Annotated in this window: 27 protein-coding genes and 1 pseudogene; 18 read left to right on the top strand and 10 right to left on the bottom strand. The window is 59.3% G+C overall.

Annotation, left to right across the window (positions count from 1 at the left end):
* Nucleotides 1–45: 45 nt before the first annotated feature.
* The 8 genes from FFS21_RS05125 (at nucleotide 46) to FFS21_RS05160 (ending at nucleotide 6,260) form a co-directional block, all read left to right on the top strand.
* The gene (locus FFS21_RS05125) at nucleotides 46–1,839 is read left to right on the top strand and encodes an adenine nucleotide alpha hydrolase family protein (RefSeq protein ID WP_137923845.1); all 1,794 of its coding nucleotides are present in this window, start codon (nucleotides 46–48) and stop codon (nucleotides 1,837–1,839) included.
* A 224-nt stretch (nucleotides 1,840–2,063) separates the two neighbouring features.
* Nucleotides 2,064–2,492: a hypothetical protein gene (locus FFS21_RS05130; protein ID WP_137923846.1), complete on the top strand. Its 429-nt coding sequence runs from the start codon at nucleotides 2,064–2,066 to the stop codon at nucleotides 2,490–2,492.
* Between the two features lie 191 nt (nucleotides 2,493–2,683).
* A complete protein-coding gene (locus FFS21_RS05135; RefSeq protein ID WP_137923847.1) occupies nucleotides 2,684–3,139 on the top strand; it encodes a hypothetical protein in 456 nt (151 codons plus the stop codon).
* A 188-nt stretch (nucleotides 3,140–3,327) separates the two neighbouring features.
* Nucleotides 3,328–3,807: a hypothetical protein gene (locus FFS21_RS05140; RefSeq protein WP_212745217.1), complete on the top strand. Its 480-nt coding sequence runs from the start codon at nucleotides 3,328–3,330 to the stop codon at nucleotides 3,805–3,807.
* Nucleotides 3,808–3,947: 140 nt separating this feature from the next.
* Nucleotides 3,948–4,262: a hypothetical protein gene (locus tag FFS21_RS05145; protein WP_035884210.1), complete on the top strand. Its 315-nt coding sequence runs from the start codon at nucleotides 3,948–3,950 to the stop codon at nucleotides 4,260–4,262.
* A 273-nt stretch (nucleotides 4,263–4,535) separates the two neighbouring features.
* On the top strand, nucleotides 4,536–5,375 hold the full coding sequence (locus FFS21_RS05150; protein ID WP_137923849.1) for a cysteine protease: 840 nt from the start codon (nucleotides 4,536–4,538) through the stop codon (nucleotides 5,373–5,375).
* Nucleotides 5,376–5,570: 195 nt separating this feature from the next.
* A complete protein-coding gene (locus FFS21_RS05155) occupies nucleotides 5,571–5,780 on the top strand; it encodes a hypothetical protein (protein ID WP_137923850.1) in 210 nt (69 codons plus the stop codon).
* Between the two features lie 105 nt (nucleotides 5,781–5,885).
* Nucleotides 5,886–6,260 (top strand): hypothetical protein, encoded by a 375-nt coding sequence (locus FFS21_RS05160; protein WP_137923851.1) that lies wholly within the window; start codon nucleotides 5,886–5,888, stop codon nucleotides 6,258–6,260.
* Between the two features lie 71 nt (nucleotides 6,261–6,331).
* Here FFS21_RS05160 and FFS21_RS32780 read toward each other — a convergent pair whose 3' ends face one another.
* Nucleotides 6,332–7,336: an HNH endonuclease signature motif containing protein gene (locus FFS21_RS32780; protein ID WP_137923852.1), complete on the bottom strand. Its 1,005-nt coding sequence runs from the start codon at nucleotides 7,334–7,336 to the stop codon at nucleotides 6,332–6,334.
* Nucleotides 7,337–7,760: 424 nt separating this feature from the next.
* Between FFS21_RS32780 and FFS21_RS05170 the strand changes: the two genes are divergently transcribed.
* Nucleotides 7,761–8,936, top strand: a complete 1,176-nt coding sequence (locus FFS21_RS05170; RefSeq protein WP_137923853.1) for a site-specific integrase — start codon at nucleotides 7,761–7,763, stop codon at nucleotides 8,934–8,936.
* A gap of 137 nt (nucleotides 8,937–9,073) precedes the next feature.
* Here the strand turns inward: FFS21_RS05170 and FFS21_RS05175 are convergent, their stop codons facing one another.
* The gene (locus FFS21_RS05175) at nucleotides 9,074–11,011 is read right to left on the bottom strand and encodes a GSU2403 family nucleotidyltransferase fold protein (protein WP_137923854.1); all 1,938 of its coding nucleotides are present in this window, start codon (nucleotides 11,009–11,011) and stop codon (nucleotides 9,074–9,076) included.
* 160 nt (nucleotides 11,012–11,171) lie between these two features.
* Entirely contained in the window at nucleotides 11,172–11,384 is a 213-nt protein-coding gene (locus FFS21_RS05180; RefSeq protein WP_137923855.1) for a hypothetical protein, read from the bottom strand.
* A 122-nt stretch (nucleotides 11,385–11,506) separates the two neighbouring features.
* Between FFS21_RS05180 and FFS21_RS05185 the strand changes: the two genes are divergently transcribed.
* Both FFS21_RS05185 and FFS21_RS05190 read left to right on the top strand, forming a co-directional pair.
* On the top strand, nucleotides 11,507–12,037 hold the full coding sequence (locus FFS21_RS05185) for a hypothetical protein (protein WP_011229327.1): 531 nt from the start codon (nucleotides 11,507–11,509) through the stop codon (nucleotides 12,035–12,037).
* 561 nt (nucleotides 12,038–12,598) lie between these two features.
* Nucleotides 12,599–14,035 carry a DNA cytosine methyltransferase gene (locus tag FFS21_RS05190; RefSeq protein ID WP_051705510.1) on the top strand — a complete coding sequence of 479 codons (1,437 nt, stop codon included), beginning with the start codon at nucleotides 12,599–12,601 and terminating at the stop codon, nucleotides 14,033–14,035.
* A gap of 55 nt (nucleotides 14,036–14,090) precedes the next feature.
* Here the strand turns inward: FFS21_RS05190 and FFS21_RS05195 are convergent, their stop codons facing one another.
* Nucleotides 14,091–14,744 (bottom strand): hypothetical protein, encoded by a 654-nt coding sequence (locus tag FFS21_RS05195; RefSeq protein ID WP_137923856.1) that lies wholly within the window; start codon nucleotides 14,742–14,744, stop codon nucleotides 14,091–14,093.
* 358 nt (nucleotides 14,745–15,102) lie between these two features.
* Here FFS21_RS05195 and FFS21_RS05200 point away from each other — a divergent pair, with 358 nt between their 5' ends.
* The 5 genes from FFS21_RS05200 to FFS21_RS05220 all read left to right on the top strand — a co-directional run bounded on the left by FFS21_RS05200 (nucleotide 15,103) and on the right by FFS21_RS05220 (nucleotide 19,146).
* Entirely contained in the window at nucleotides 15,103–15,819 is a 717-nt protein-coding gene (locus FFS21_RS05200; RefSeq protein WP_011229372.1) for a DsbC family protein, read from the top strand.
* 101 nt (nucleotides 15,820–15,920) lie between these two features.
* Nucleotides 15,921–16,553: a type-F conjugative transfer system protein TraW gene (traW, locus tag FFS21_RS05205; RefSeq protein ID WP_011229373.1), complete on the top strand. Its 633-nt coding sequence runs from the start codon at nucleotides 15,921–15,923 to the stop codon at nucleotides 16,551–16,553.
* A complete protein-coding gene (locus FFS21_RS05210) occupies nucleotides 16,550–17,584 on the top strand; it encodes a TraU family protein (protein ID WP_011229374.1) in 1,035 nt (344 codons plus the stop codon). The genes traW and FFS21_RS05210 overlap by 4 nt, the downstream gene beginning before the upstream one ends.
* Nucleotides 17,585–17,651: 67 nt before the next feature.
* Complete coding sequence (gene trbC, locus FFS21_RS05215) at nucleotides 17,652–18,269, top strand: type-F conjugative transfer system pilin assembly protein TrbC (protein ID WP_011514826.1); 618 nt, start codon at nucleotides 17,652–17,654, stop codon at nucleotides 18,267–18,269.
* Nucleotides 18,270–18,372: 103 nt separating this feature from the next.
* Entirely contained in the window at nucleotides 18,373–19,146 is a 774-nt protein-coding gene (locus FFS21_RS05220) for a hypothetical protein (RefSeq protein WP_137923857.1), read from the top strand.
* 77 nt (nucleotides 19,147–19,223) lie between these two features.
* On the opposite strand, the gene FFS21_RS05225 is transcribed toward FFS21_RS05220, so the two are convergent.
* From FFS21_RS05225 to FFS21_RS05245, 5 genes and pseudogenes are all read right to left on the bottom strand, one after another.
* Nucleotides 19,224–19,472 (bottom strand): hypothetical protein, encoded by a 249-nt coding sequence (locus FFS21_RS05225; protein WP_017512257.1) that lies wholly within the window; start codon nucleotides 19,470–19,472, stop codon nucleotides 19,224–19,226.
* A gap of 125 nt (nucleotides 19,473–19,597) precedes the next feature.
* Nucleotides 19,598–19,924, bottom strand: coding sequence for a hypothetical protein (locus FFS21_RS05230; protein WP_017512258.1), 327 nt, complete (start codon nucleotides 19,922–19,924; stop codon nucleotides 19,598–19,600).
* 10 nt (nucleotides 19,925–19,934) lie between these two features.
* On the bottom strand, nucleotides 19,935–20,297 hold the full coding sequence (locus tag FFS21_RS05235) for a hypothetical protein (protein WP_137923858.1): 363 nt from the start codon (nucleotides 20,295–20,297) through the stop codon (nucleotides 19,935–19,937).
* 201 nt (nucleotides 20,298–20,498) lie between these two features.
* Nucleotides 20,499–20,861 (bottom strand): annotated as a pseudogene (gene ssb, locus FFS21_RS05240) (single-stranded DNA-binding protein); the annotation flags it as partial.
* Between the two features lie 157 nt (nucleotides 20,862–21,018).
* Nucleotides 21,019–21,924, bottom strand: a complete 906-nt coding sequence (locus FFS21_RS05245; protein ID WP_137923859.1) for a recombination-associated protein RdgC — start codon at nucleotides 21,922–21,924, stop codon at nucleotides 21,019–21,021.
* Between the two features lie 1,110 nt (nucleotides 21,925–23,034).
* Here FFS21_RS05245 and FFS21_RS05250 point away from each other — a divergent pair.
* Both FFS21_RS05250 and FFS21_RS05255 read left to right on the top strand, forming a co-directional pair.
* The gene (locus FFS21_RS05250) at nucleotides 23,035–24,084 is read left to right on the top strand and encodes a toprim domain-containing protein (RefSeq protein ID WP_225934832.1); all 1,050 of its coding nucleotides are present in this window, start codon (nucleotides 23,035–23,037) and stop codon (nucleotides 24,082–24,084) included.
* A 165-nt stretch (nucleotides 24,085–24,249) separates the two neighbouring features.
* A complete protein-coding gene (locus FFS21_RS05255; RefSeq protein ID WP_249359157.1) occupies nucleotides 24,250–24,798 on the top strand; it encodes a YcbK family protein in 549 nt (182 codons plus the stop codon).
* A 269-nt stretch (nucleotides 24,799–25,067) separates the two neighbouring features.
* Here FFS21_RS05255 and FFS21_RS05260 read toward each other — a convergent pair whose 3' ends face one another.
* The gene (locus FFS21_RS05260; RefSeq protein ID WP_137923861.1) at nucleotides 25,068–25,961 is read right to left on the bottom strand and encodes a hypothetical protein; all 894 of its coding nucleotides are present in this window, start codon (nucleotides 25,959–25,961) and stop codon (nucleotides 25,068–25,070) included.
* Between the last annotated feature and the right edge of the window lie 83 nt (nucleotides 25,962–26,044).

A 26,044-nucleotide genomic window follows, 5' to 3' on the forward strand; every position in this document is an offset into this window, starting at 1 on the left:
TCGCACCCCGTGCGGGGCGAGCAGCTGGCTATCAGGAGCAAAGAAATGGTTGACACAAAGACGATCGAGCTGTTCAGGCGTGACGAAATGGTCTTCACCGTGCAGGAACTGATCGAGAAGGCCTTGGCAGCGATCGGGGCCCTGTTCGCCGGCGGCCATCCGATTATTGTGGCCTACAGCGGAGGGAAGGACAGTTCTGTGGTGGCTGCCTTGGTTCTCCACGCGGCAGTTTTGGCAAAGGCGTCTGGGGGCAATCCACTGGTCATCGTGACGACAGGGGATACTGGCGTCGAGTCACCTGAGTCCCAGTCCTTGTACCAAGCTGAGACGGCGAAGATGCGGGGGTTTGCGAAGGATCACGGCGTTCGGCTTCTTACGAAGACGGTTCAGCCCACGCTGCTCTCGACCTGGCAGTTGAAGATTCTGAGCGGCCGAGGCCTTCCAAGCTTCCCGGGCTCTCAAAGTGACTGTTCTGTCGATCTCAAGATTCATCCTCAGCGCATGTTCCGACGCAAGCTGTTCAGAAAGCTTGCTCAGGAGAAGCTCCCCGAGCCCGTAACGTGTCTGGGCACCCGCCTGGACGAGGGCCAACGCCGCGCCGCTGCCATGCTTGTCCGCGGTGACCGCTCGGACGTGCCGGTTCGCAACAAGGACGGCGAGCTGATCCTCAGTCCGGTTCGGGTATGGAGCACCGACGATATATGGGAGGCCATCGCAATCTACGGCGGTCAGCAGTACCCATCGTTCTCGGACTTCGAAGAAACGAAACGCGTGTATGCACATTCCTCAGGCACGTCGTGCGCAGTTGTCGCTGATGCAATCTATGAGGGCGGCGAGAAGCGCGGGAAGGGCGGCTGTGGTGCTCGACTCGGGTGCCACGTGTGCCAAGTTGCGGAGGACAAATCGCTCGCCAACATGATCGAGTACGACGCGCGCTATGCTTACGCCAAAGGGCTGAACCTGCTGAACCGTTTCATCCGCAATACTCGGTATGACTGGCAGAGGCGGCATTGGGTGGGGCGGACGATCAAAGAGGGTTGGGTCACAATCCAGCCGGATACTTACCATCCTTCAATGATTCGTGCGCTCACGCGCTACATGCTGCAGCTGGACTACGACGAAGAGTTGCGTGCAGCGAGTGCTGGTGAGCAGCCGAAGTTCAGGCTGCTTCCGCTGGATGTCATGATCGCTGTGGACGCAATGCAATCTCTGAACGGCGTGGCCATGCCATTCTCGGTCTGGGCAGACCATCGGGACATCAGGCAACGAGGAGTCCGCTACGATGTGCCAGATGTGCCGGCAGTCAAGCAAAGCCCGATACCTGTTGCGCGGTTCCTGCATGTTGGCAAGGAGTGGGATTCGACGGCTAGCAATGCAACATGGACTGGCCTGCGTGACCCGTATTTTGAGGCTCTCACCGAGAGAAGTGGATGTGCGCCGGAGCTGACGACCCTACGGGACGGAAAGCTTGCGTGGGCCGTGGAGACGGAGCCTACTTTCTCGGTGGACCTCGAGAGTGCCTGCTTGATCGAGGACTTCGAGGTGGACCGATTGCTCCGAATGCATGATCAGGGAGTGATGCCGGGCGGAGTTACCACAGGGTACCTTTGGTACTTGTCCTACGGGTGTCTCTCCCTGTCACACGCGCAGCAGAACGAACACGATGCGATCTGCCGTCGTACCGCACACAAGGATCGTCTCGGTATTACCTGTGAGTACGACATAGACGCACTCATTGGTCGGTCGGTCGGGTTTGCCGATTTACCGCCTGAAGCCCGGGTTGCATGGGGCGGGAAGGCGACAACGGCATCGGCACAAGTCGATCTCTTGTTCAATTAAACACTCCCCGGGGGCGTATCCACGCTGCCCGGGGATTTTTCTTTTCCGGTACGCCGTGGCGAGCATGGTGATCGGGCAGCGGGCCGCCGCAGAGGAGGGTTACGGCAAGGTGGCGTCCCCTTTCTGTTCTCCTGATCTACATCTCTTCTCGCAAGGACTTTCCAACAACCCCCAGGGCGTTCCGTGCCTTTGGGGCGCGGGCGACTGGATATCAGGAGCATATTGTGCTGAATGCAATCTCGAACGAAACGACAGCTGGACTTGAACTGGCGGTTGCACTGGAGCTGTTCTGTGTAACTCTGGACTGGCAGCCTGGCGACGACGAGCAAGGCGACTACTCGGTATCCGTCTGGGCAGTCGACGAGGACGATGCCATTCGTCAGGTGGCAGAAGAAATGGCTGACTCCGGCGAGAAGAGCTTCGAGACCGAGGCAGAACGTGTGGCGTACATCCAGTGCGTCATCGACGGAGCTGGACAGTATGCCGCGGAACATGTCAAGAACAGGTTGCTTAGTGATCTCGACAATCTGCTGACGAACGATCGTCCGGAAGCACTGAAGGCAATCAAGGCCATCTTGGATGGTGCAGATCCAGCTGGCAGCACGACGCCGGCGGCCGACGATGCAAAGCGGAGCGATCCACCTGCGCAGTAGGCACTGCGCATTTCAAAACTCGTCGCATCGACTAGCACTCTAGTAGTGCAACTCAGAACCCCGTTCATCCGAAAGATGAGCGGGGCTTTTGTTTTTGGCCGGTGCTTCTGGTTGTGGACGTGTGTGACTCATTCCCATTGGCAAGGACAAGGGGGCATGCCCCTACCAACCCTACCAATGGAGTAAACAGCATGATCGAATCCGCAAACACCGAAGTGAATGGCTTTTCGTCAACAAAGCTGCCGGTCGACCGTGACCTGATCAAATCGCAGCGCCTTCTCAACATGATTGAGGTTGTGGAAGTCCTCCATGCCCCGGACGGTGAGCGAACGCTCTGGCAGATGCTGGTTGACGCCGGCGCTGACATCGATCGAATCATTTTCCGAGATGTCGACGACCTCCAGGCCGAACGGGCGCCCGCCCTGCAGTTTCGCGTGGATACCTCGAAACTGAAGGGTTTTTTGGTCCTCGAGCATGCCCCTGGTCAGCACGGACTCCGTATTTTGGTCCAGGCTGAGGGAACGATGGTGCTGAAGGTGGTCCATGCGGGGGTTCTCCTGCGCGACCTCGCCACGAAACTCGCTCATCTGATCGACGACGGTACCCGCCGGAACGAGCCCGCTAGCCGCGTGATCGTGAAGGAGTAACCCATGCCCCCGGCGCATCGTGCCCGGGGGTTTCTCTTTTGCCTGAAGCCGGCGTGGCAGGCCGGCTCCTTTCCTAACCTCCTCCTCCTTCGGCGAGCTCGGGCTGCTTCTGCCGGTTATGCCGCGATGTTGATCATCCCGGCATATCAGGCCAGATCCGAGGCCTCAATTCCTCACAAGGAGTAAGAATGTCTACCTCCAGGCAAGTCGATTTTCAGGAGCTTTGTCCCCAGTGTGGCCAGGATTGCTTTGCAACGTTGTATGAGGACAATTTTGGGTACGAGTCCTCGGCGGCGCATTGTCACGGGCGCGGCTACCGAGTCGCGGTCGATATTGGAGATGGTGGTGGCGTAGACGCAAGTGTCCAAACGAACAAACGTGCCGGCATGATTGTCTCTGGCTGCGTAGTGGACGGAGAGTCGTGCCGCACGATGAGGCTGGGGAGCCTGATCGGAGGACGGGTCATGTGTGATCGCGAGATCAGCAGTGGACGTTCCCCTGCCTGGTTCGCCTTTGTCGACGATGCTGGGGTAACGGTCCTTCGTGGCGCTCCTGCCGACGATCCGGCCTTTGCCGATATTGTCCTGGACGCGCGGAAACGGCTCGACGAGCTGGAAGTCGTCGCCGACGAGCAGCTTCAGGACATTCCTGAGCCTGTGGCACTCTAACCAACGACGGCCCGTCCACTCTCGCGAGTGACGGGCCATTTTCTTTTCTGATCGGCCGGCTTGTGTGCACCTGCGCTTCATATCAAGAGGCAAGGAGTAAAGCCTGCACCAGGCTAGAATTTCTCGAACAGGAGATTGATATGGATCACACCTTTGAAACTGGCGCCGAGATCGAGGGTTTCCTACGATCGGAGGGCCTTACGGATGCTTCGACCGGAGGAGGGTACTCGGGCTGGTTCCTCGAGCTCCAAGGGCAATCGGGACCCTGGCAGATCATGATCTCTGACTGGACGACCGATAGCACCAACTTGCAGCCGGGCAAACCCATCGGAATCGCGCTCTACGCACCCGGTGGTGTCGAAACACAAGCCGAGGTGTTGCCCAATGCCGATGGCTTGCGGGATGCGCTGAAGCGGTTCAAGGATGCCGGCGTACAGCAGTTCGGTACCGTCTAAGGCTGAGGAGCTAAACATGGTCATCCGCGCCAAGGCAGGTACAGCGTTTGTCTACGAACTCAATGGCTGCCGCCTAACTGACCATGGTCAACGGAGAGTGGGTCACCGTCAAGGTTGAACCGCTACCGGCATAACCTGATCGCACCGCGATCGCAGCCTCCAGCTCACGACGATGTGTGACTGGAGGCTTTTCTTTTTTTGAGTACCGCTCCGTGTGAAACATCTCCTACCTGTCAGGCCATCGCAAGTGGCCTCTTACCCAGGAGATCGATCATGAGCCATTTTTCCAAAGCAGTAGACCGCCGTTCCCGCCGTGCGATGACGGAATTCTTGTCCTCGCACTTCCGCTACCACACCGCTGGCAGCCACAACCGCAGTACTTCGTATGCCCACTGCATCAAGGTCGACCGGCTTGGCTTGACCCGCGAGCAAACCGACGCCGCGTATGACATGCTGGCGGCGGAGACGTACTGGGATCGCATTGATGATCCCATTCGCGAGTTCACCCACTCCATGCACGGGATGTACACGATCGGGACGAACGGGCGCTCCGGTGGCTATTTGGTCCTCTATCGCAGTGAGTACAAGAGCACGGAGCATCTGTCCTTCTGCCGGTCGTGCGGCCAGCGGAACTTCAGGCGAGTCGCTCCTACCTTGGACGGCGCGGAAGGCATCATCGGCGCTGAAATTCTCCGCAATGGGGGCCTCTGGCACGACGACGTCTACCTCGGTCGATCGGCCATCCAGGCGATCGCGCTCTCGGACACCGAAAAGCTGGCCATGGTTAGCAAGCTCAAACCGCTGTTGAAAGACTGTTCCGCGGACAACCGTTGCGGCGTCTGTTCGGCCACCGGCGATCGCGGGCGCGTGAACTACGAAAAGTCCCCGGTCACGCTTTCGCACTGGCCAATGCGTCCCATCGACCAGGATGCTGATTTCAGTGACATGAGCATGGACGAACTGCGCTCGCGCGTCGACGTCGTCACGGCGTTCGATGCTGCGTGCGATGAGATTCGCGAGAATTTCATCGAGTTGCTGTCTGACTTCGCGCCGGTTGAACGAACCATCATGGTTCCCAAGACCGTCACCGTCCTCGAGCGACGCGCGGCTTAACCGCCCAGCCCACCGGACCAATGTCTGGTGGGCTTTTTCTTTCTGTTCGGTCACGGCCCGGATCTATACCTGCTTGTAGGGCATCACCCCTTACCAGGCATGTGGAGAGTCGGGGCGCCCTGCGGCCCGTTCCTCCAATCCAACCACCGCCCAACCGTCCTCACAGGGCGGCCCCAAGGGCATCACCAAGGATAGATGATGCGAACCGACAAGCAGGTTGTCGAGCAGACGAACGAGTTGGCCAGACAACTCTACGAGTTGCGGGGCTATCACGTACGACAAGGGTATCGCTTTGACAAGGCCACCCATCCTCATGAGGTCGAGGCATGGCGTGGCGCCTGTGCGGCGCAGCGTTTGCTGACCGACACGGACCCCGAGGATGCACTCGCAAACGTGGAGGACTGAATCTACTGGTTTGGCATCGTCCACGGCAGCTATCAAACGCCTGTAGAGACTCGCCCTGTGGCAAGCACTTTCGGCACAATTCCCGAATCGGAGAAAGGCACAGAAATGAAAACAATCGAGACTGGCAAGCATGCGGGCTGCGTGCGTGGTTTTATCCATTCTACGGAGGCCTGGTATCACCGCGGCAAGACATCCGTGCTCGATGAAGTGTTGTTTGGCTTCTATGCCCCGGAAGGCGGCACCACCGGGGAGATGCGTGTGGTGTGGCGAGAGCTTGGTCGCGACATCGTTCCAGAACTCACAGTCTTTGACGACGCATGGGCGGCGCTGGCGGAATTCGGTGACCTTTTGGCATTGATGTCCGCCGCAGACGCCAAGCACGTAACGGGCAAGCAGTTCTGCGAAATGCTCGTGCAATGCCGCTTTGTCGACATGACCGAGCGGGTCGAGGGGGAACGTCCCTGGCTGCAGAAGGCCTGAACCCAAGTCTGATCTAAACCAACCCCGGTTGCTCTCTCGAGCTGCCGGGGTTTTTCTTTTGTGGCCCGCTTTCAGGTACGAGGCCTTGTGGCCAGTCCCGAAAGCCACCAGGACGGGGCGCGATGGTACACATTCGCCCGATGCCACGCGAGGTACTTGCACATATCTGCGTCGGGCTGACGCAACCTGAGCGCCCCCGTTAAGACCGAGATGCCACGGTAGCGACAGTAGTCCCCGTACTCGGACGACATGAGTAGGCAGCCATCGTCATCGAACGACACCAAGCCGCGGCAAAATGCCATGTCGACATGGGTGGCGAGCAGTAAAACGTTGGATAAGTCCATCCGTTCTGCGTCGGTGCAGGCGGACCAAGGCTTGAGGTGGGTTACGCAAAGTAGGGCGGAGTCCCCAAGCCCAGTTAAGTCGCAGCGAGTCACGTGGAGTCGGAGCAGGGCCTTCCTGATCAAATCCAGGCCTACTTGCTGTCTCGCAAGCTGGTCGGCCTCAGACTTGGCGGGAATATGGGCCGTTGCTTGTCGGAACTGGTGCAACAGCGAGGCTTCCGTCTCAATCTCTGCTATGGAGCTCGGAGGAATGGCCACAAGCGAGTTTGAAGCTTCAGCCGGCTCCGCAGCTGGCAACGCCACCATCCGAGGCGGCGACATTAGTATGGCCGCACCTTCCCGATAGAGATCGTCTGGGTTCAGGAGGCCTATGCGGACATCGTGATAGTGGCCCAGGAAACTCAGCGCTTCGTGCGTATTGGCAAACCCAATCCCGAGCCAGTCGGCGCCACGTTGATGGCCCGCATAGCGCTTAGTGACGGCGAGTTGTCGGGTAATCCACGCCGTGATCTTCCGCGGGCGGGTGGCCGTCGACTCGATGCGCTCAGTACAAATGGCGAGCTCCAACTGGTGGCCAGGCAGCGTAGCGGACCAGTAGAGCGAGCACGCCAGCCTCCCATGCCGCACCAAGCCCACGCCGTCGCTCAGGCCACGTTGTGCCGGCGCCAAGAAAGCGATCTCTGCCTTCCTGACGATGTGCTCCCAGCAAGAGGGGACGACGGGAACAGTCATTCAAACCCCCGGTTCGGTCGGGATGTTTCACGAGCCTCCGCGGTGCTCCGGGTCACCGGAGACTCGGCTGTAGCCCCCAGCGCAACACTAGAACTGCCACAGCAACAAGACGACATGGGGGGAAGGGAAAGTAGCCCCATCCTCTTGTTCGGTTAGATGGCCCGCGGCCGAGCGACCGTTCGATTTCTCGCAGGCCGCCGTCAGCGCACGTGTAGGCCAATTTCCACCGCATGGCTACAACCTATAGGCTGCAGATCAATCGACACCGGCCTACGAAAGCGTTGCAGATCCCCATCAATGCCGCGGACAAAACAGCAGATTTTGGCGGGGGAAACGGCAAATATGTGCCGTTATTCGCACCCATATATATAATGTAGCTAACAGTCAAGCGTGAAGCACCCCTCCACACATCCCGCGAGCGCACATGGCCAACAAGGAAATCTTCGAGCCGAAAGCCGTCGACTGGCAGAACAACCCCGAACAAGCCTTTGACGGCTGGCTCTCAACGCTGAAGGGTCGCCGAAAGGATGCACCACAGCTGAAAGTCTCCTCAGTTGAGATCTACAAGCTGCAGTGGGGGAAGTTCCTCTCGTTCCTGGACGAAAGGAAGATCCCGGTCACCGAGACAACGGCGAAGGATGTCTCAGACTTTCTGTCGACGCTCGCGGAGACAAACTCGTCAAGCCAGCGGGAACGATATCGTGCGCTCCTGGAACGGGTATTCAAGCACCTGCTTGGCGCCGATGCAACCACCAACGAGCGGCTCAATCCCGCTAGCTGTTCGTCCCAAGGGATAGAGCCGGGTAGAAAGAATTTATTGAATACATCGCTGCAAATGGGCTTCCTGCGCCGGTCTGAGTACGACGGGCTGGTCTCCCATCTGAACAGCGCACTCAAGCCAGCAAGCGACATCACCGCGCACCGCAAACAGCTACGTGACCGAGCCATGGTGGCGGTGTTTCTCGGGGCAGGCCTGAAGGTTCACCAGGCACTGAGCTTGACTGTTAGCTGCATCGAGACGAAACGTGCCGTACAAATCACCGTTCAGGAAGAGGATTCGAAGTTCTTCCACCAGGTCCGCGTCATGCCGTTCGCCGCGGACCTGCTCAAACGATGGTTGGCGCAGCGACGGAAGTGGGAGCGCGAATGTCTGAAGAAGGGTCGCAAGGTGGGCGATCTGGTTTTTCCGGCGGAGATTGTTGATCCCAACAGGCTGCAGGCCCTCGAGAAAGATTCGCCGGTGGCAAAGCCCAGCACCAGCTCATGGATCGACCTCATCGAAGCAGGGGGCGCTACAGCGAACTCCCGGGGTGGCCGTAATGGCACCGGTGCGCGGTTGGTTGGGCGTGCGATGAACTCGGTAATGGCACTCCGCATCTGTGAGGCGGTCATGCAGGAGTCGGGGGTGTACACGAGTCGGGAGGAGGCGTCTGCCGAGAGCATCAGCCCCCAAATACTCCGGAACAGCTTTGCCGCGGCTCTTTTTGCGTCAGGCGAAACGACGTTGGGCGTGCAGCACCAGCTGGGGTTTGCGGAAGAAATCTCCGCTGCGCGAGTGAAAGCCGCGTGGGATTCCTGGCGCAGCTTTGGCAATGACTAGTGACTCGCCGGCAGGTCGCCGCCCCCCGTCCGGCGATCGCGGCAGCCACGACGCCACGTCATGCGCACGAAATAGGCCAGCCGAGCGGCTCAAAGCCGCGTGGGATAGCTGGCGCAGATTCTCGCCGGCCCGATGCTTCAGGGGTTGACGGCCGCCGGCGCTATCCCCCGTGCCAGTTCGGAGACGAGGGCGGCCATCCTGGAGCAATGCCCGCGCTTTTCTGGCGCAATATCCGCCAGTTCCGACGCCCATCGCTTGTAGCGAATGAATGTAGACGGCTTCAATGCAGCGAGCCTTTCCATCTGACCCGAGTCCGAGACCACGACCGCGCTGACGATGCCATCGCCCAAGAGCGAGGCAATGCCGTAGTCCTCAAGCTCCGCGCTCTCATCGTTGAGCAGCCTGCTTGGGGCTCGTTTGCCTGGAAGGGTAGTTCCCAAGCCGGCCCCAATGATATCTATCGTCAGGCCCGCAGCGTTCAACGCACTGAATCTCCCGGCGTGGCCGACCAACTCCTCAAACGTCTCATCGACCTCCCGCAGAGCATCAATCAGAGCCTTTGGTGTCAACGCGCCGGCAGCTAACAGTTGCACCCGCTTACCAAAGAGCCGGTGCCGGGATGCGTCCGTGATGATGGCACCGGCGGCCGATGCGTAGACCAGACAGGCATAGTTTCCGATTGCTACCAATCGGTCCCCGAGCTCCATCTGCCGGAGAGCCCGCAGAAAGGAAACCAGCGTTGAAGGCGCATGCTGGCCTGCGAACAGCGTCTTGTTGATGCCCTCCACCGATAGCATGCTCGTGCGCAAATCGGCAAAGCGCTGCGCCGTTTGCTTTTGCCCGCGCCAGGCATAGAAACCGTCCGCATAATCTGAGAACGCCTTGGAGGCAAGGCTGTAGTTGGCGAACTCCTGCGCTGTCATTGTCCGAATGTGGAAGTCGGCCACCGCCTCGGCATAGACGATCTGCCGCATCCTCGGTGTCTCGCGCTCCGATGCTCGCAATGGCTCGGATTCAGGATGGCGGGTGGTCGCTGGCCTGGCCTGTTCCTGGTCCGTTGACGGCTCAGGCTCCAACCCAGCAAATCGCCGCAGGTGAAGGCGCTGCTTGTCCGACAACGTGCCCTTGGGGATATCAATACTGACGTGAAGGACCAGGTCCCCGGACCCATCCCCGCTCCTCAGCCCTTGCCCAGCAAGCCTGAGGTACTTCCCGGCGCGTGTCCCGGCGGGAATCTTGATTTGGAGATCGCTGCCCAAGACTTCGAATGTTCGGGTGGCACCAAGCATTGCGTCGATGCAATCGATTCGGATCTCCGTGTAGACATTCAGTCCCCGAACGTGGCCAAGCTTGTGCTTCTTGACTTGAATGATGCAGTAGAGGTCTCCTGGGGCGCCGCCGTTGAAGCCTGGGCCGCCTTTCCCAAGTAGCCGGAGGTTGCAACCATTGTGCGTCCTTGCCGGCACCGTCACTTCGAATAGATGATCCCTCGATAGGTAGCCGCGTCCTGTACACCAAGGGCAGCGCGTCCTGGCCCTAGCTCGGCCCCTACCACTACACGCGTAGCAGCCAATACCGCCGCATTCAGGACACTCCGTCGTGTATGCGTGGAAAAGGAAGCCAGTCCCGTCGCAAAGCGGGCAGTCGTCATCGGCGAGCCAGCCGACTCTCACGTACCCACCACGAAGCACTGTCTGCACATCGGTAGTGGCCTTCACGAACAAGTCGCGGCCGTGCTCCGGGGGCTTTGGCGGGGGGTTGCGCCGCGAGGATTGGCGTTGATGCCGGCTCGGTCCAGAATCGAAATCGTCATCGCCGTCGGCTTCGTCGTCTGCCGCGAAGCCGCCGAACCCTGTGCGCGCATCGTAGGCCTGCTTGCGCGCGTCATCGGACAGAACGGCGTAGGCGCGATTGATGTCCTTGAGCCGCTCTTCGGCCAATTTCCGCTCGGCTTCCGGGGCCTTGGACAGTCGATCCGGATGCCACTTCTGGGCAAGGCGCCGGTACGCGGTGCGTATAGTTGCCGCATCAGCGTCAGGGCTGACTCCCAGCGTCTGATAGTGGTTCTCCGACATCCCAGGAACGTGTGTCTTGTGGGCCAAAGCGGAAGCGTGGCACAAGCGCGCAATATTGCATAGGGTGTCTCAGATTGCGCCATGGCGTGGTCCTGGCCGGCGGCAATCGCAAGCCCCAAAGAAAAAAGGCCATCGGGAGAACCCGAATGGCCTTTTCACATCATCGGCGGACGTGCCGATCGGCCATCGAGTGGCGATAGAGCACGACTACCAGCAGCAGAAGCGCCGCGTTTCGATTCAAGGTGTCAAGGAGGACATTCATTCCCGAAGCTTCCGCCATCTCCGCACGCATCCGAGGATGAATGCAGAGGAGGGCGATCATGACAAATGACCCCGGCATCGCAAGGAATGCCGCGAAGGCTAGCTTTTTCATCGTGACTGACTCCGTTATCTGTTACCTCGGAGATGCGGTACACGACCTTGTATCTCGATTGCAGGTGGGTGATCTGCATAGCCAAGCATCACGCAAACGCTCCCCACCTCAAGGAGATACAGATGAATGAAGCCCTTCCCACCAAGCACGAACTTCGCCGTCAGATGCATGAAGCGCTGGGCAGTTGGCTGTATGCCCGTCGCGCGACGAGTAAAACTAAGCAGGAGCGAGCCGAACACGTCCTCGACTACCGTCGCCGGCGGAATCAGCTTGCGGCAGGGATGTACCGCGAGGAAGTCAATGCACGCGGGAATACCGTCCATCGCGATCTGGATGCGGATCTGGCGCTCGGGTTTGTTAGCCGGGATCGATACGTGTATGACAGCAAGCTCTGCGGCGCCGGCTGGCAACAGTACGACACCGACCAGGATGCCCCTTACTTCGGGTGTTGGGTCAACCTCGAAAAGCGTTGGACCATGTGCTACGCCGAAGGCGACCGGATTCTGGTGAAATGCCCCAGCGAGGAATCGCTGAAGGCCGAGCTCGCCGACATGGATCGGTTCTATGGCCGGGCTCCTGCCGCGTTCACCTTGTTTGCCTCCGGTGGGCAGGCAACCCAGCTCGTATGCGAACGACCATCGGTCACACCCTGATCCGTCAAGCCTCTACGCCCCCGTGTTATTCACGGGGGTTTTGTTTTTCTGCGCGGCCATTAGCTGACGCTGTGAGCCATACCCGATCACAGACCAACGCAAAGGAGGCTTTCGTGATCACCTGGCCTGACCTCAGGATTCCCCCCATCAACCTCTGGAATGCCCCCAGGGTGCAGCTCCCCAGCACCGTTCCCACACATAGGGCGCAACCGACCAACGGGCACCGAGGGCAGTTTCGCCCCGTCACTGCGGAGATCCAACAGCTGCTCAAAGCCCGATGACCTGCCATATCAATGAACTGCACCACCGACGCCCTGGCTAGCAAGACAGCCGGGGCGTTTCCTTTTCCATCCACCCCATAGCCCCGTCACCAGCTGCCGCCTTCTGCCCTATGCGCACTGCGCATTGCGCATTGCGCATAGCGTGCGCTGGCCGTGGATACCCGACCCGCCTCCGCGTCCTGCCCGACCTCCCACCGCTCACCAGGTTACAGCCACCTGGTGGTCATCACCTGGCGTACGGCCATCGCAAGTGGCTCCTTTCAACCTCAGGAGATGACACATGAGCAAGCAATTGGAAACAATGGAGATTCGGACTCTCGGCGAGAGGCGCGGCAACCCACGCCTCTGGATCGATGGGGACCAAGCCATGAGGGGAGGTTTTGCCCCGGGCGTGGAGTTCAACCCCAAGGTCGACAAGGAACGGTGCATGCTCACACTCGAAGTCGTTACGAGCGGCGGCGAGCGTGTGGTTTCCAAGAAGATCGTCCGCGATCGTGAGATCCCGGTAATCGACATCAACAACAGCGACCTTCTCGGGATGTTCGTGAAGCTGGGTTTGACGGCAGTTCGCATCGTCGTCAAGTACCATCGAATCTTCATCCTACCCATCGCCTCGGAGCTCCGTGCCATGGAGCGCCTGGAGCGCCTGAAGGCAAAGCTCGATGCAGGTGAGCCGTTGCTGATCGGCTCGTTCTCCGCTGGCATTGGCATCCTGGATCGTGCTGCGCACGAGGGGCTGCAAGCGGCGGGCGTCGCATCCAGGCTTGCAGTTGCCAACGAGATCCGAGCGGATTGCATGGCGCATGCCGTCGAGCGCAACCCTGTCTACGATGCCAAGACGATTTTGCTCACGGCACCGATGCAGGAGGTGGTGTTCGATTCGTGGCTAATGTCCCAGCTTCCGAAGCTGGACGGCATCGTCATTGGAATTCCGTGCAGCGGAGCATCCAGCGCAGGGCGAAGTAAGCTCAAGCTGACGCATCCCGAAGACCATCCTGACGTCGGCCATCTGGTCGTTCCGTTCCTCGCGGCCGTGGCTCAGACGTCGCCGGCGTTCGTGGTAATCGAGTGCGTGCCAAACTGGCTGAAAACGGCCTCCGCTTCAATCTCGCGATCGATGCTGAGGGACCTGGGCTACGTTGTTCACGAGACGGTGCTCAATGCCGCGGACTTCAACATGATCGAGCATCGGCAGCGGATGGCAATGGTCGCGGTCACCAACCCACTGTCATTCGACTTTGACATGGTGGAGGTGCCTGTTCCCCAAGAGCATTGCTTCGCTGAAATCATGGACGAGGTACCGCTTGACGACAAATCGTGGAGCCGCCTCGATTATTTGAAGGATAAAATGATTCGCGATGAGGCCGCGGGCAAGGGCTTTAGGATGTGTGTGGTCGATGGCACTGCAACCAAGCTACCAACCCTGAACAAGACGTTGGCAAAACGCCAGAGCACCGGCACGTTCATTCAGCATCCGGTTGATCCCGACCTGTTGCGTATCCCTACGGTGGCCGAACATGGCCGCGCGAAGGGTATCTGGACGGAAATGGTTGAAGGAACCACGCAGACGTTTGGACACGAAGTTTGTGGCCAGGCTATCAGTGTGCCGCCGTGGATTGCTGTCTTCAAAGCGATCGGCAAGACGCTCATCTCCTTCAAGGAGAGCGCAACCCTGACGTTCTCATCCTTTGTCAGGCCCGAGCTGAAAGCTGCTTAACCCCACACGCCACCGACTACAAATCGGTGGCGTTTTTCTTTTGGTGGGTTGGATCTCAACGCGGCCCGCCGAGCCCCGCGTAGGTTTGGCGCCAGAAGGACGCCGCAGCGACGATTGAACGTTGATAGCTCGCTTCCGCAACCAGCGCCGCTGCGCGATCGGGGGCTTCATGCCGTGCATGGGTAGCATCCGCATCCATTGCTGCGGCAGACACAGTGCGAGCGGCACATTCGTCCTCTGCGAGGTGCTCGACGAGCTCCCAAACCAGCGAGCCATGTCGCGGTCTGCCGGTGCCAATGATTCTGCCCTGCGCATCCACGAGTTCAACCCAGTCGATCGCCCCTGCAGTCTCGTCCTCGTCAAGCGTTGCGGCGAGATGCTCCGCCCACAGAAACTCGACCCGCTCGGCCGTCAGGACTCGCCGCGCTGACTCCAATGTCGCACCCGGAACACTGATCAAGGCCCTTGCCTTGCGCGAAAGGTTGGCCGCGCTCGAGTGCTGCCCAAATGTGGCGACATCGACGAAACCATGAACTCGAATCCACCGGCCCACGGCTTTCAGCCTGGCCTCAAGTTGGGCAAGTGCATTCTGTGCGGACACATCGTCGCGCCCCAGCGTCGCCTTGCCGCGAACCAGAGCCGACAGAAGGTGATACTCAACCCTCTCTCTAAACGCCGCATAGAGCAATTCCGTACGCCCTTCAGTCACGTGCTGTCCCTCAAATCCGTAGCCAGTGAATGCAGTTCTCCCGGCGGGGGGCCAGGGTGAAGCTGCTCTATCCAAGATGATGCCTTGTGGAGGGCAGGGGACGCTCCGGCGAGCAAAAGGAGATTTCACGCCAATTCAGCCGCGCCGGCCAGATTTGCATCCACCAAGCGCCATGCCGATGTGGCTCATTCGCCACACCCGCGCCCTCCACGACGTCAAATTATACAGAAGACGCCAATTCAATACATAACGTGTATAGTTACGTGTGATGAATCTTCATTGATCGCAGGACGCGGGCAACCGAAGATCCGATCGTATTTGGATACCCCTTCCGACAACTGAACCTGAGGGAACACGAATGAAAAAGATTGCTGCTGCTCTGGCCTTTGCCGCCATGTCCATCGCTGCCCATGCTTCGCCTGAGACCGACAGCGTGATGGCGACACTGAAGATCAAGTATCCCAACACGAACTTCACCAGCGTCGAGGCCACCCCGATTCCGGGGATCTACGAGCTCACCATGGGCAAGAACATCGCGTACACCGACAAGGAAGGGCACTACTTCCTCTTCGGCAGCATGTACGACATGGAAAAGCGCCAGGATCTCACCGCCTCGAAACGCGAAGCCGCCAACAAGATCGACGTCAGCAAGCTGCCCATTCAGGACGCGATCGTGCGCGTGAAAGGCAAGGGCACGCGCAAGCTCTACCTCTTCTCTGACCCCGACTGCCCGTATTGCAAGCAGCTCGAAGCGCAAGCGTTCCCACAGCTGGATGACGTGACCATCTATACGTTCATGTTCCCGCTCGACTCACTGCACCCGCAGGCGAGTGCCAAGTCGGAGTCGATCTGGTGCCTGCCGGCCGCACAACGCGCTGCTGCGTGGGACAAGCTCGTCACCCAGAACGTCCCGGCGCCGGCGGCGAAGTGCGACAACCCGATCAAGCGTATTGCTGCACTGGGCGACGGCCTCGGCGTGCGGGGCACCCCGACCCTGTTCAGCGCCGATGGCCGCATCTTGCCGGGCGCCGCTGACGCTGCGCGAATCGACGCGTGGCTCAATGGTGCGAAGTAATCAGGTGTCTCCCAACCACTCGCCTTCACGGTGAGTGGCGCATCGAAAGCCGCGGCCAAGGTCGCGGTTTTGTGCTATCTACTTCGTTGATCGGAGCCCATATGAAGGTAAGCCGCCGCACTACAGCGCTCTTCCTTGGCTTGGCACTCTCTACCATCGCCTGCGCGTCGTTTGCCGAGTCTCTCGGCCGATACGGCAATACCTGGGACATCCAGGAGCAGGACGCTGTCGACATGATCAAAGGTCGGTTGACCAACATGGAGAAGCAGGGCCAGCTGAAGAAGTTCTGGGAAGACTACAGGAACAAGCAGCTCTCCAACCTGGAAAATCCCCCTCCAGTTCCGGGTATATCGACCGCAACCGGTCCAAAGGTGTGGACGTTCGATCCTACCTATACCTACCCTGACAACGTGAAGGATCACCTGGGCAATGTTCTCGTTCCCGCGGGGACCAAACTCAATCCGCTCGATTTCACTGCTCTGTCGAAGGCCATCGTGTTCATCGACGGCCGCGACCCGAAGCAAGTCCAGTACGCCAAGAAGCGCATCGACGAGAATCCCCGCGACAAGGTCGTTCTCGTCGCGGGCTCTTTCCTGAAACTAGATCGCGAATGGAAGCGACCGGTCTACTTTGACCAGCAGGGCATTTTGACTCAGCACTTTGGCATCAAGCGGGTCCCGGCAGTGCTTTCCCAGAAGGGGAAAATGCTGCAGGTCGAGGAGTTCGCGCCATGAAGAAACTCATCTCAGCGGCCCTCCTGCTCGCCGGTGCACTCTTCGGTTCTGGCACTGCGAACGCCGACGCGCTTTGCACGGGCAAGTTTCCCAACCTGATCTCCGACGTGTGCTGGTCATGCATGATGCCGATCAAGTTGTTCGGCACCGCGACTCTTCTCGGGGGCGGCCAGGACGACTTCGATTCTGGCCCCGTGAACCCGATCTGCTTTTGCCAGAACCCGCCGAAAGTCGGCATCCCGACGTCATTCTGGGAGTTCGACATGATGACGGATGTGACTGCCGTTCCAGGCTGCTTCCCGCTGCTCGGTGGGGTGAGGGTGAACACTGGCGTGAATGCCGATGCCTTCGGCCAGATCTCTGATGACCAGTCGGGGGAGATCGGGTCTACCCGGACGTCGTTCATGCAGGTGAACCTCTACATCAATCCGGCACTGTACGTCATGGGCGCGATTCTGGACGATTCCTGTCTGGACCAGCGGGGCATTGACATCCCTTGGGTGTCCTTCGCCGACCCGACGCACAACGATGATGAGCTCGCCGGCATCATCGCGCCTTACGCGTTCCCGTTCGGAGGGATGGTTGCCATCGGCGCAATGTCAGCCGATGCAGTGGCGGCTACTGCAGGCTTTCCGATCCCAGAGATCTTCTGGGCCGCGGGCGCCTACGGGCACATGTATCCCCTGACAGGGAATAATGAGGCTCACCTGAGCATGGAGCAGACTGCGCGGCTCCAGACGACGCGCGTTCTGGCCAAACTCCATGCCGCCGGAACGCAGTGGTCAGCGTTCGGCAGCGATGCCATGTGCGGCTACTACCCGCAGATCATCATGGATAAGCGGCAGTACAAGTTCACGCGCCTGTACCCAATTCCGCAGACCGTCAAGATCGCCGGCAAATGCTGCGACCCGATCGGGCGATCGCCCATTCTTACCCAAACAAACACTGAATTGCCCATGCCGGGCTGGAGGGACTTTGGCTATGCGATATTCCGCAAACGTGATTGCTGCAGCGGCGCTTCTCCTGGCTAATGGCTGGGCTGGCACGGCCATCGCTCAGTCGCTCTCGCTACCACCCGAAGCCGAGATCCAGACAGAAATGGCCAAGCACCGAGAAGAGGCGGCAGCAGTCCTTGGACAGAACATCAAGCCGGTGAAGCCGGGTACGTTCAAGGTCGAGGTCCCCACGATTAAGGCGCCGCCGCCAGTGCGAACGCAGAGTCTGGACGACATCATGCAGCAGTATGCAGAGGCCAAGAAGGGTGGCCCGGCGCCGGCAAAGCAGGGGGCGAACGACCTCATCATCTTTGTCTCGTTCTCGATGCCAAAGCCCGTCCTTACTGAGCTGGCTCGACAGGCCAAGGAGACGGGCGCCGTTATGGTGGTCCGCGGTTTCAAGGACGGGTCGCTCAAAGCAACCAAGCTCGCCGCGCTCGAAGTCAACCGAGCGGGCGCCCCATGGGAGATCCATCCGGACCTCTTCAAGGCGTTCAAGGTAACCGCAGTGCCGACGTTTGTGGTTGCGAGTGCGGAGGCCGAATCCGTGCTTGACGACGGCTGCTCGCCGGAGACAGCCTACTCGGCGGTGGCCGGCAACATGTCCGTCGAGCTAGCCCTGGACACGATCCGCCGGCGGGCGCAGCCAACGATCGCAAAGCTCGCTGAGAACCGCCTCGCGGCCATCCGAGCCAAGAATCAGCCCGGCACATTGCGATGAACGGGCCTTGCTGGCGGGACGGCACCGGTCCGACCGCCAGCGGGGCTTGAGCCCAGGACATCAGCCTCCAAACCCGGTTCTTGTGGTTACCAAGGAGAAAATTATGCAGAAAATGCTTGGCATGGCCGTGGCCATGTCGACCCTATCCCTCTCCGCGATCGCCGGCGGTACTACGACGGTGAAATCGACTTTCCCGAACGTTGTACCTGTCGAGCAGGTTCGCCCGGCGGTCGAGCGCATCAATGGCGCCGACGGGGTCAAACCCGGCGACACACGTACCGCCGCACCAGGTGCAAAGCTCATGGAGTTCACGGTCTCGACCAAGACGACCACGCCGCTCCTGGAGGTTGTCCGAGAGGTGAAGCTCGAGGCCGGCGACGCTTCCCTGTCCCTCAAGGCTGGCGCCCGCGTTGCGCCGGCGGCAAAGATCGTCGACAAGGAGGGGAGGACCTTCTATCTGGTCAAGGCCGCCCCTGAGAGCAGCTCGCTCTTCGCCCGGAATCGCTACTTCGCCATTACGGACACCGGCGCAGTACTCGAGAACGCACTGAAGGCGACGGGAGATACCTACGAGATGCAGGAACCTGTCTCGATCACCCCGGGCGACATGGTGATCACCAAGTCTCGGACCAGCGGGCCAGCACTCTGCGGCATCTCAACCGTATTCCTTGGCGCCAACGACGGCGTGGCGAAGTACCGCGTCCTTCGGACCGATGCTTCCGGCCGAATCCGCGGCTCGCGCGACTTGGCATACATGAATGATCTGCGGCTGATTTCGATGGCCGGCACCCATCTCGCGATCGACAAGGTCGAGCCGAACTCGGTAAGTGTCCGTATCGTTGGCTCCATGCCGGCGGCCTGCAGTACCGCGATCTAGTTCCGACGACCACCACTCGAGCGCACCTGGAGGGCGAAAGTAAAAAGGCGGCACCGGTATCCGGGCCGCCTTTATTTCTATGTTCCACGCGACTCAGCAGCTCGCGCGGCCAGGCGTGTGAACACCTCGGCCATTTGATTGAGCACGCGCTGATCGCTGGGAATCTGCATGAGGCATCGTGCAGGCACCCCGCGCGACGTCAAAGGCTGCATTTCAATGTAGCCGTCGAGGTCCCGGATCAGAAGGCCGCTTGTTTTGACCTCTCCATTACGACCCAGGCACAATTCCAGCGACTCAAACTTCACCTCTTGCTCTTGAACTTGCATGACGATACTCCGGACATTGGTTGAGTGTGCATTTGCATTGCCCTTTGGTATGGCACGCAATGACGCGTAAGAAAAAGGGTCCGCATCGATAGACGCGGACCCTTTCTGTGCAGTTGATTCCGATACTAGTGGCCGTCGTGGCTATTCACGGACAGCGCCGGAAGGGCGGCGGTGTCAAACACCCCGGCCTCCTCGCGGCTTTGCTCCAGTCGCTCGCGCGTGGCCTTCCATTCCTGGTCGGTCATGCGTTGACGGTGCTTGGTCCGAACTTCACCATTGAGAACATGACGGAAACGGACGATGAAGTATCCGGGCGTGACGCTCGGCGTTCCTTCATACTCATAGATGTTGAAGCCCTTGGGGTCTTTCCCTGTGGTCGACACGGTCTGAGAACGAAAGAGACGGTTCACAAACGCCAGTGCGGCGAGTTTGAGGATATGCAGGATTGCCATGTTTGATCTCCTAGTGGATGTCGGACCCTTGCGATGACCTGACATAGGGGAGATGGAGATCATGAGAGCGGAAGAGCTCCTGCTGCGATGGTGGGTCCCACCGTTGCGCGACGGGCTCCCCAAGGCAATTCCACAGACGAACGTTGCCGTTTGCAGCAAACTGGACTTCAGCCGGTATCACGGCCAGAATCCGCGCATCCGATGAGCCCTCCATCTCGCGCATGGCCAGCGTCTCGGTGGCATGGAAGTTGATCAGACCCCAGTCCTGTACTTCGAAACGCCGTCCTGCCAGAGCAAAACCGACCTCCATTCGGCGTCCAATACCCTTCAACTCGGTCTCAAAGGCTTTCCGAGCTTGCTGTTGATGATTCATGTCAGATCTCCATTCTGGGTTGATTTGCGATCGGATATGCGTCACAGCAAGTAGTAGGGCCTTCACGGACGCGTGCTGCCGGCAAAAGAAAAGCCCGCGATGCGGGCTGAGAAGAGTCGGCGGGAGGAGGAGGGCGGCTTAGATGAACGTGCTATCTCCCTGGTTGCCATCGTCTGCATACCCCTGCTCTTGGGGGGGCGGACCGTCATCGTGTCCGTCCGCGCCCCCTTGCCGGCCGCCCAGCATTTGCATTTGGTCCGCAATGATCTCGGTGCTGTACTTGTCCTGGCCAGACTGATCCTGCCACTTCCGCGTGCGGATGCGGCCTTCGATGTAGACCGACGAACCCTTCCGCAGGTACTGACCTGCAATTTCAGCCAGCTTCCCGAAAAAGGCGACACGGTGCCATTCGGTGGCTTCCTTGAACTCGCCAGACTGCTTGTCCTTGTAGCGGTCGGTCGTCGCCAGCCGGATATTGGTCACGGCATCGCCGCTGGGCATGTAGCGGGTTTCCGGGTCCGCACCGAGGTTCCCGACCAGAATCACCTTGTTTACCGATGCCATCAAACGCTTCCTTTCAATACCCCCAGTCGGAGGCTCAACGACGAATTGAGTGATGGTGCATTCCTGACTTCCCACCACCCGCTATGACCAGCAGCTCGCTCATGCGCTGCCACCGATGTCCGGCCTCTGGTGCCCCCGGCATTGCTGCCCGCCGCGGTCACTCTGCAACGTACTCCGCTTCGCCTCCCAGGCTCTCTATCAGGTCCGGGAGAAAACGTGACAGCTCACCTGTCATGATGGCAAAAGAGGACTGGAACACGGCCTCAGCGTCCTCCCCATCGAGATTGACCTCTCCCATCACGGCGTCGAGGAACGCAATCCGCTTAACCTGGCACTTATCTGTGAGGATGAAGCTAACGCGGTCAGTCCACGTCATCGCCAGCTTGGTGGGACGCTTTCCCTCGAGGATGTGCTGCCGGATCTCGTCTCGCTCCAATGAAAGGCGCGTGTACTTGACCGTTGGCTTCTCTGCGTCTGTGCCCTTCAGCTCGCACTCGCGATCGACCGTGAAGTTGTACGGTGCTTCGTTCGAGGTTAGCCAGTCGGACATCGCCTGGGCCGGCGAGAGATTCGTTTGGGCCAGCGCGATCGGGATCGTTTCAGCCGTTCGAATCAGATCGCTAACCACGTCGTCGGCCTTGGACGGAGTCGAGGTATCCATCGCGACCCATCCATCGGCGGCATTGATCCACACCTGAATCGTCGCCTGCTTTGGGAAAGCCCGTGGCAATAGCTCCGTGAGGGCCTGCTCTTTAATCTCCTTGAGCACCTTGCGGCCCGGCTTATAGCCGTTTCGCTCCTCATACTCACGTGCCCGTTGCTCGACCAACTTCCGGATGGCCTCCCCGGGCACCGATTTCGTCTCAATGCGGAGGGCAACCAACCACTGCTTCCCATGGGCATGAACAAGCGGGCCATTGTCCCGCGGGCTGACCCAACCAGATGACTTCATATCCTGGCTGCCGCATGGATGAAATGGCCGCTTCTTCAGCAAGGCTTCGAGGCCGTCTGATGTCATGGGCCAATCCTTGGTCAGGCGGTAAAGGTGCAGGTTTGAGAACAAGGACTCTCCTCTGAATGGTGACTCTGCAGCTGTGTTGATGCGGCCCGCCGGCGGGGAACAGCCGGTGCCGGCGAGACGTCAGCTCAGATGGGCGATTGGCCAGGCGGCGAGCCGGGAAGGGCCAGGATGGCGGGGGGCAAGCGCCCGAGCTCGGCCGCGGTCAATTGGTCCACGGACAGACCGAGGCGCAGTGCCGCGGCAGCGGCAGACTCCTTGTGCGCAAACCGCATTTGGCGGTGCGACCTACCGATCGCAATCCAGCGGCATTGCTCGTCTGTTATCGTGCCTACTCCGTCACATTGCGGGCAGGGAGCCGTTCTTGTCAGACGGAGCCTTCCTGTAGAGTCCGTAACGAAACCACTCACCCGTTTCTTGCCCTCACACGAGGGACAGGAATGATGTATGTCCATAGGCTCGGTCCCTGGTCAATTTGGCGCTCGGCGTTCGTAATTGCATTGTCACGCCATATCACGTATGCATACCGTCATTGTATCGCAATGACTCAAGGCACAGACGTGCAATGTTGTCTGATAGCCTCAGTGTCCATAAAAAAGGCAAGGCCCCTCGACATCTCACTGTCGAGGGGCCTTGCCCACTTCACGGTTCGAGAGCGTCCTCTCGATGTCGCACCGTTGGCGTTTCAGTTCAACCTGTTACCCCGTCCGGAACGCACCTGACACCGGGGTATGAAACGCTTAGCCTGATAAAGCCGTCAGATCACCCTCGAGAGGGTAGCGTAGGCCTGATCATTCATGACGTTCACCATGTCGACGGCAGCGCATTCGTCCACCGCAAGTACTCGGACTGTCTCAACCAGATCGAGTCCGCGATCGACGACGACGTGATGCGGCACCTCCTCTAGCTCCAAGGAGCCTCTCTCTCGCGTGGCAACCGCCTGTACCGCGCATCGATAGTCCATATTCTCGACCTCCATTAGCAGTTTCTTGACCAAACCCCACAAAGAGGGCTTCTGTACCACGTAACCATAAGTCTATCGGCCATCACCGGACAAGGGAAACTACCCCGGGGTAGCGACGACCCAAACGGCCCCACTTATGGACCTGCGTGATTCATCTCCTGGCATCAAGGAATTTCATCAGGAGCATCCAGATGGCTAACAGCAATCCAAAGGACTGGAAAGTCGATTTCTCCAAGGTGCGCAAAGCTTTCCCTCTCGATTGGGTCTTCGAGCGCATGCTTGGTGCAATCCCCAAGCCCATGAGCGGCACGATCCGTTACTCGATCTGCCCGAATCCGGAATGCGGTGCGTCTTCCGAGGGTTCGGTGAAGGTGAGTGTGAAGGACGACACTTGGAAGTGCTTCGCGTGCAACAAGCACGGTGACGTGATTGAAGCTGCTTCTCTGTACTTGGGTAAGTCTCCCGTCGAGACTGCGCTGGAGCTCAGCGGTGCTGACACGGACGCTATCCGTTCGTACACGCCCCCAAAGCCGAAGCCAGCGATCGAGAGGGATGACTCGGCTCTTGAAGAAGTCTTCTCCAAGCTTGTTGCTGCGCTGCCCGAACCGTCTCGCGATGGTATCGAGTACCTTGCCGGTCGAGGAATCTCGCCGGAGATCACTCGAACCGCCTGTCGAAAGGGCATCCTTCTGACGCTTCCGTCAAACCCAAAGGAAGCAAAGGAGTTTCTACTTCACCACATTGGGCAGGACCTCATGACGAGAGCCGGCTTGTGGAAGGAAGGATCAAAAGCGCCTGCAGCAGCTTTCCGTCCTCTGGTTCTGGTGTCGAACAACCGGAGGGCTGCGGAGTTTCGCTACTTGCGTGCGACGCGATCCGACGAGGTCAAATCGCTACGCTACGGAACGATTGCTCCGTGGGGATGGCTTGGTGAATCGAAGCAACGCATTTTGATCACCGAGGGCTGCATCGACTTGCTGTCTGCTGTCGCACTGGGCACGAAGCGAAGCATAATGGGACTGCCAGGTTGCGAAAACTGGCGCCCAGAATGGTTCGAAACGTTCCGCGGAGCAGACGTTTTGGCTGCATTTGACGATGATGATGCAGGGCGAACCGCGTTGGAGAAAATTCGACCTGTCCTGGAGGCTGCAGTTGGCGGACCGATCGGTACGTACACGCTGCCACCTGGCGCGAAGGATCTCAACGAGGAGCTCAAGCTCAAACTCGGTCTAAAAATGTAGTCACCCAAGCCCGGCTTCCCCGCCGGGCTTTTTCTTTTTGTACCCCACCTGTAGCGGGATCGCTACGCCAGTCTTCCACATACGCGTTAAAATAGCGTCCAGCTTTACCAACGGGCGTGAAGGCTTGACGGCCATCAAGAGCGCCCAGCAATGGAGTGCATTCCCTTGGACAGACGGCGATTTCTTACCTGCACTGCCGGCGCGTTGATCGCCACGTGCACCGACCCATTATTTGCACGGACAGACCCGCATTTCTGGGAGCGCCCAAGGCGCCTTTGGATCAAGACGGAGGTTCGTAAGGGAGTCATCGAGGAGATCAGCGAGACATACTGGGCCAACGACCGCGTGGTGTGGCCAGGCTACCTCGCTATCTGCCGCCTGATGCGCGATGTACGTGCCGATGCCGCAGTTCAGATGAGTACCACCCTGCTGGATATTCTCTATGGAATGCAAGGCTGGACGGAAATGAACGGACGTCGGAAGGTAATCGCATTGACCTCGGGCTACCGCACTAAACCAACCAATGAAGCCGTCGGCGGGAAGGGTGACTCCAGGCACATGAAGGGGGCCGCTGCGGATATCTTTATCCCCGGCGTCTCCGTTGCTGACATGGGCAAGCTCGCTCAGCACTTGCGGGGGGGCGGAGTTGGCTTCTACCCGTCAAAAGGCGTCGTCCACGTCGATGACGGCGATCTGCGCTCGTGGCGCTCATGATCCGCGCATAACACGCATAACTACTCTTGAAGTATCGTTTCGATTCATTTAGTATTACACCCATTGCTTGGCCTGACGGCCTAGTGAGACGTGCAGTAGCAGTTTGGGGATCGTGACTATTCCCTCCAATGGCCTCTCTACCTGACCCCTGAGTAGGCTTTTCTCCCGACCAGCTCCCCTCCCGAGAGCTGGTTTTTTTTTGATGTCCCGGCGCAAAAAAGAACAACGGCCGCCAAGGGCGGCCGGCTTATGTTGAGTCTAGCCCGGAGCTAGTACAGCTTCGACCAGGAGATCTGATTGGCCAGCGGCCGGTACGGCGTAGCCGATAGATCGATCGCCCTCAACGTAGGATTCCGGCCAGTGAGATACCAGTTGTCGTTCTGTTGCGACATCAAATACCTTTCGGCCATCTGCTGCAGCGCCCGGCGATATCGGTCCACGTTCTCGCCACCGGACGCCTCTTCCAGAAGAGCGGCCGACCGGATTCCCGGCTGCAACCACGCAGCCCGCGCCAACATGTAGCCTTCGTCTCCTGCGACAATGTAGATCTCCCCCTCGACGGCATCAGGCACTGGATCGATCATGAAGGGGAACTCCACGGGCAGGACCAGCCAGCGACGCCAGAACTCATAGTGAATTCGCAGTCGAAGGACATCCTTGCGCGTCCCCAGCGTTTCGCAGCACCGCTCAAAGTTCACTTCGCCCAACGTGCGCCCGAACAGCCACTGTGCCGCCTTCACCAGTTGATCTGGCTTGGTCCGTTTGTCGAACAACGCCTCAACGTTCGCCTTGACGATCCGGTAGCAGAGACGTTCCACGCCCTCCTCGAAGTCCTCCTCTGTCAGGTTTCTCAGGTAATCTTCTTTCCGCCGTTTTTGGGTCGTTCCAGCGTTGGGAATATTACTGAGTGCGGCGAGAGCAAGTTCTTCGCTAAAAGGACGTGCGAGTCCAGTAGCTTCTTCATCCCCCACAGGAGCCATTTCGCCGTCGCCGTCAGAATCGCTAAGATCGAAGGCGTCAAGATCTTTGAAAAGATTGGAACAATCAAAGCTCTCAAGCCAGCGATGCACATCGCGAGGGTCAGACAGATCCCCGCGATCACCAGAAACACCATCCAATCCGACGTGATCATAGCCATGCTCCCAGTTTAGGTTTTCACTCATATCTTGCTCCGTACGTTGTGTTCCAGCCTTCCCGCCCAGTCGTGAGCGAGCGGGAGGGCCTGCTACTCAATCCCTGCCCTTAA

Source organism: Cupriavidus sp. 2SB (assembly GCF_005503625.1).
In the GTDB taxonomy this organism is placed as follows: domain Bacteria; phylum Pseudomonadota; class Gammaproteobacteria; order Burkholderiales; family Burkholderiaceae; genus Cupriavidus.

Excerpts from the sequence above, each read along its gene's own strand:
- FFS21_RS05125 (WP_137923845.1), top strand. The coding sequence starts at position 46 with ATGGTTGACACAAAGACGATCGAGCTGTTCAGGCGTGACGAAATGGTC.
- FFS21_RS05135 (WP_137923847.1), top strand. The coding sequence starts at position 2,684 with ATGATCGAATCCGCAAACACCGAAGTGAATGGCTTTTCGTCAACAAAG.
- FFS21_RS05140 (WP_212745217.1), top strand. The coding sequence starts at position 3,328 with ATGTCTACCTCCAGGCAAGTCGATTTTCAGGAGCTTTGTCCCCAGTGT.
- FFS21_RS05145 (WP_035884210.1), top strand. The coding sequence starts at position 3,948 with ATGGATCACACCTTTGAAACTGGCGCCGAGATCGAGGGTTTCCTACGA.
- FFS21_RS05150 (WP_137923849.1), top strand. The coding sequence starts at position 4,536 with ATGAGCCATTTTTCCAAAGCAGTAGACCGCCGTTCCCGCCGTGCGATG.
- FFS21_RS05155 (WP_137923850.1), top strand. The coding sequence starts at position 5,571 with ATGATGCGAACCGACAAGCAGGTTGTCGAGCAGACGAACGAGTTGGCC.
- FFS21_RS05160 (WP_137923851.1), top strand. The coding sequence starts at position 5,886 with ATGAAAACAATCGAGACTGGCAAGCATGCGGGCTGCGTGCGTGGTTTT.
- FFS21_RS32780 (WP_137923852.1), bottom strand. The coding sequence starts at position 7,336 with ATGACTGTTCCCGTCGTCCCCTCTTGCTGGGAGCACATCGTCAGGAAG.
- FFS21_RS05170 (WP_137923853.1), top strand. The coding sequence starts at position 7,761 with ATGGCCAACAAGGAAATCTTCGAGCCGAAAGCCGTCGACTGGCAGAAC.
- FFS21_RS05175 (WP_137923854.1), bottom strand. The coding sequence starts at position 11,011 with ATGTCGGAGAACCACTATCAGACGCTGGGAGTCAGCCCTGACGCTGAT.
- FFS21_RS05180 (WP_137923855.1), bottom strand. The coding sequence starts at position 11,384 with ATGAAAAAGCTAGCCTTCGCGGCATTCCTTGCGATGCCGGGGTCATTT.
- FFS21_RS05185 (WP_011229327.1), top strand. The coding sequence starts at position 11,507 with ATGAATGAAGCCCTTCCCACCAAGCACGAACTTCGCCGTCAGATGCAT.
- FFS21_RS05190 (WP_051705510.1), top strand. The coding sequence starts at position 12,599 with ATGAGCAAGCAATTGGAAACAATGGAGATTCGGACTCTCGGCGAGAGG.
- FFS21_RS05200 (WP_011229372.1), top strand. The coding sequence starts at position 15,103 with ATGAAAAAGATTGCTGCTGCTCTGGCCTTTGCCGCCATGTCCATCGCT.
- traW (WP_011229373.1), top strand. The coding sequence starts at position 15,921 with ATGAAGGTAAGCCGCCGCACTACAGCGCTCTTCCTTGGCTTGGCACTC.
- FFS21_RS05210 (WP_011229374.1), top strand. The coding sequence starts at position 16,550 with ATGAAGAAACTCATCTCAGCGGCCCTCCTGCTCGCCGGTGCACTCTTC.
- trbC (WP_011514826.1), top strand. The coding sequence starts at position 17,652 with ATGGCCAAGCACCGAGAAGAGGCGGCAGCAGTCCTTGGACAGAACATC.
- FFS21_RS05220 (WP_137923857.1), top strand. The coding sequence starts at position 18,373 with ATGCAGAAAATGCTTGGCATGGCCGTGGCCATGTCGACCCTATCCCTC.
- FFS21_RS05225 (WP_017512257.1), bottom strand. The coding sequence starts at position 19,472 with ATGCAAGTTCAAGAGCAAGAGGTGAAGTTTGAGTCGCTGGAATTGTGC.
- FFS21_RS05230 (WP_017512258.1), bottom strand. The coding sequence starts at position 19,924 with ATGGCAATCCTGCATATCCTCAAACTCGCCGCACTGGCGTTTGTGAAC.
- FFS21_RS05235 (WP_137923858.1), bottom strand. The coding sequence starts at position 20,297 with ATGAATCATCAACAGCAAGCTCGGAAAGCCTTTGAGACCGAGTTGAAG.
- FFS21_RS05250 (WP_225934832.1), top strand. The coding sequence starts at position 23,035 with ATGGCTAACAGCAATCCAAAGGACTGGAAAGTCGATTTCTCCAAGGTG.
- FFS21_RS05260 (WP_137923861.1), bottom strand. The coding sequence starts at position 25,961 with ATGAGTGAAAACCTAAACTGGGAGCATGGCTATGATCACGTCGGATTG.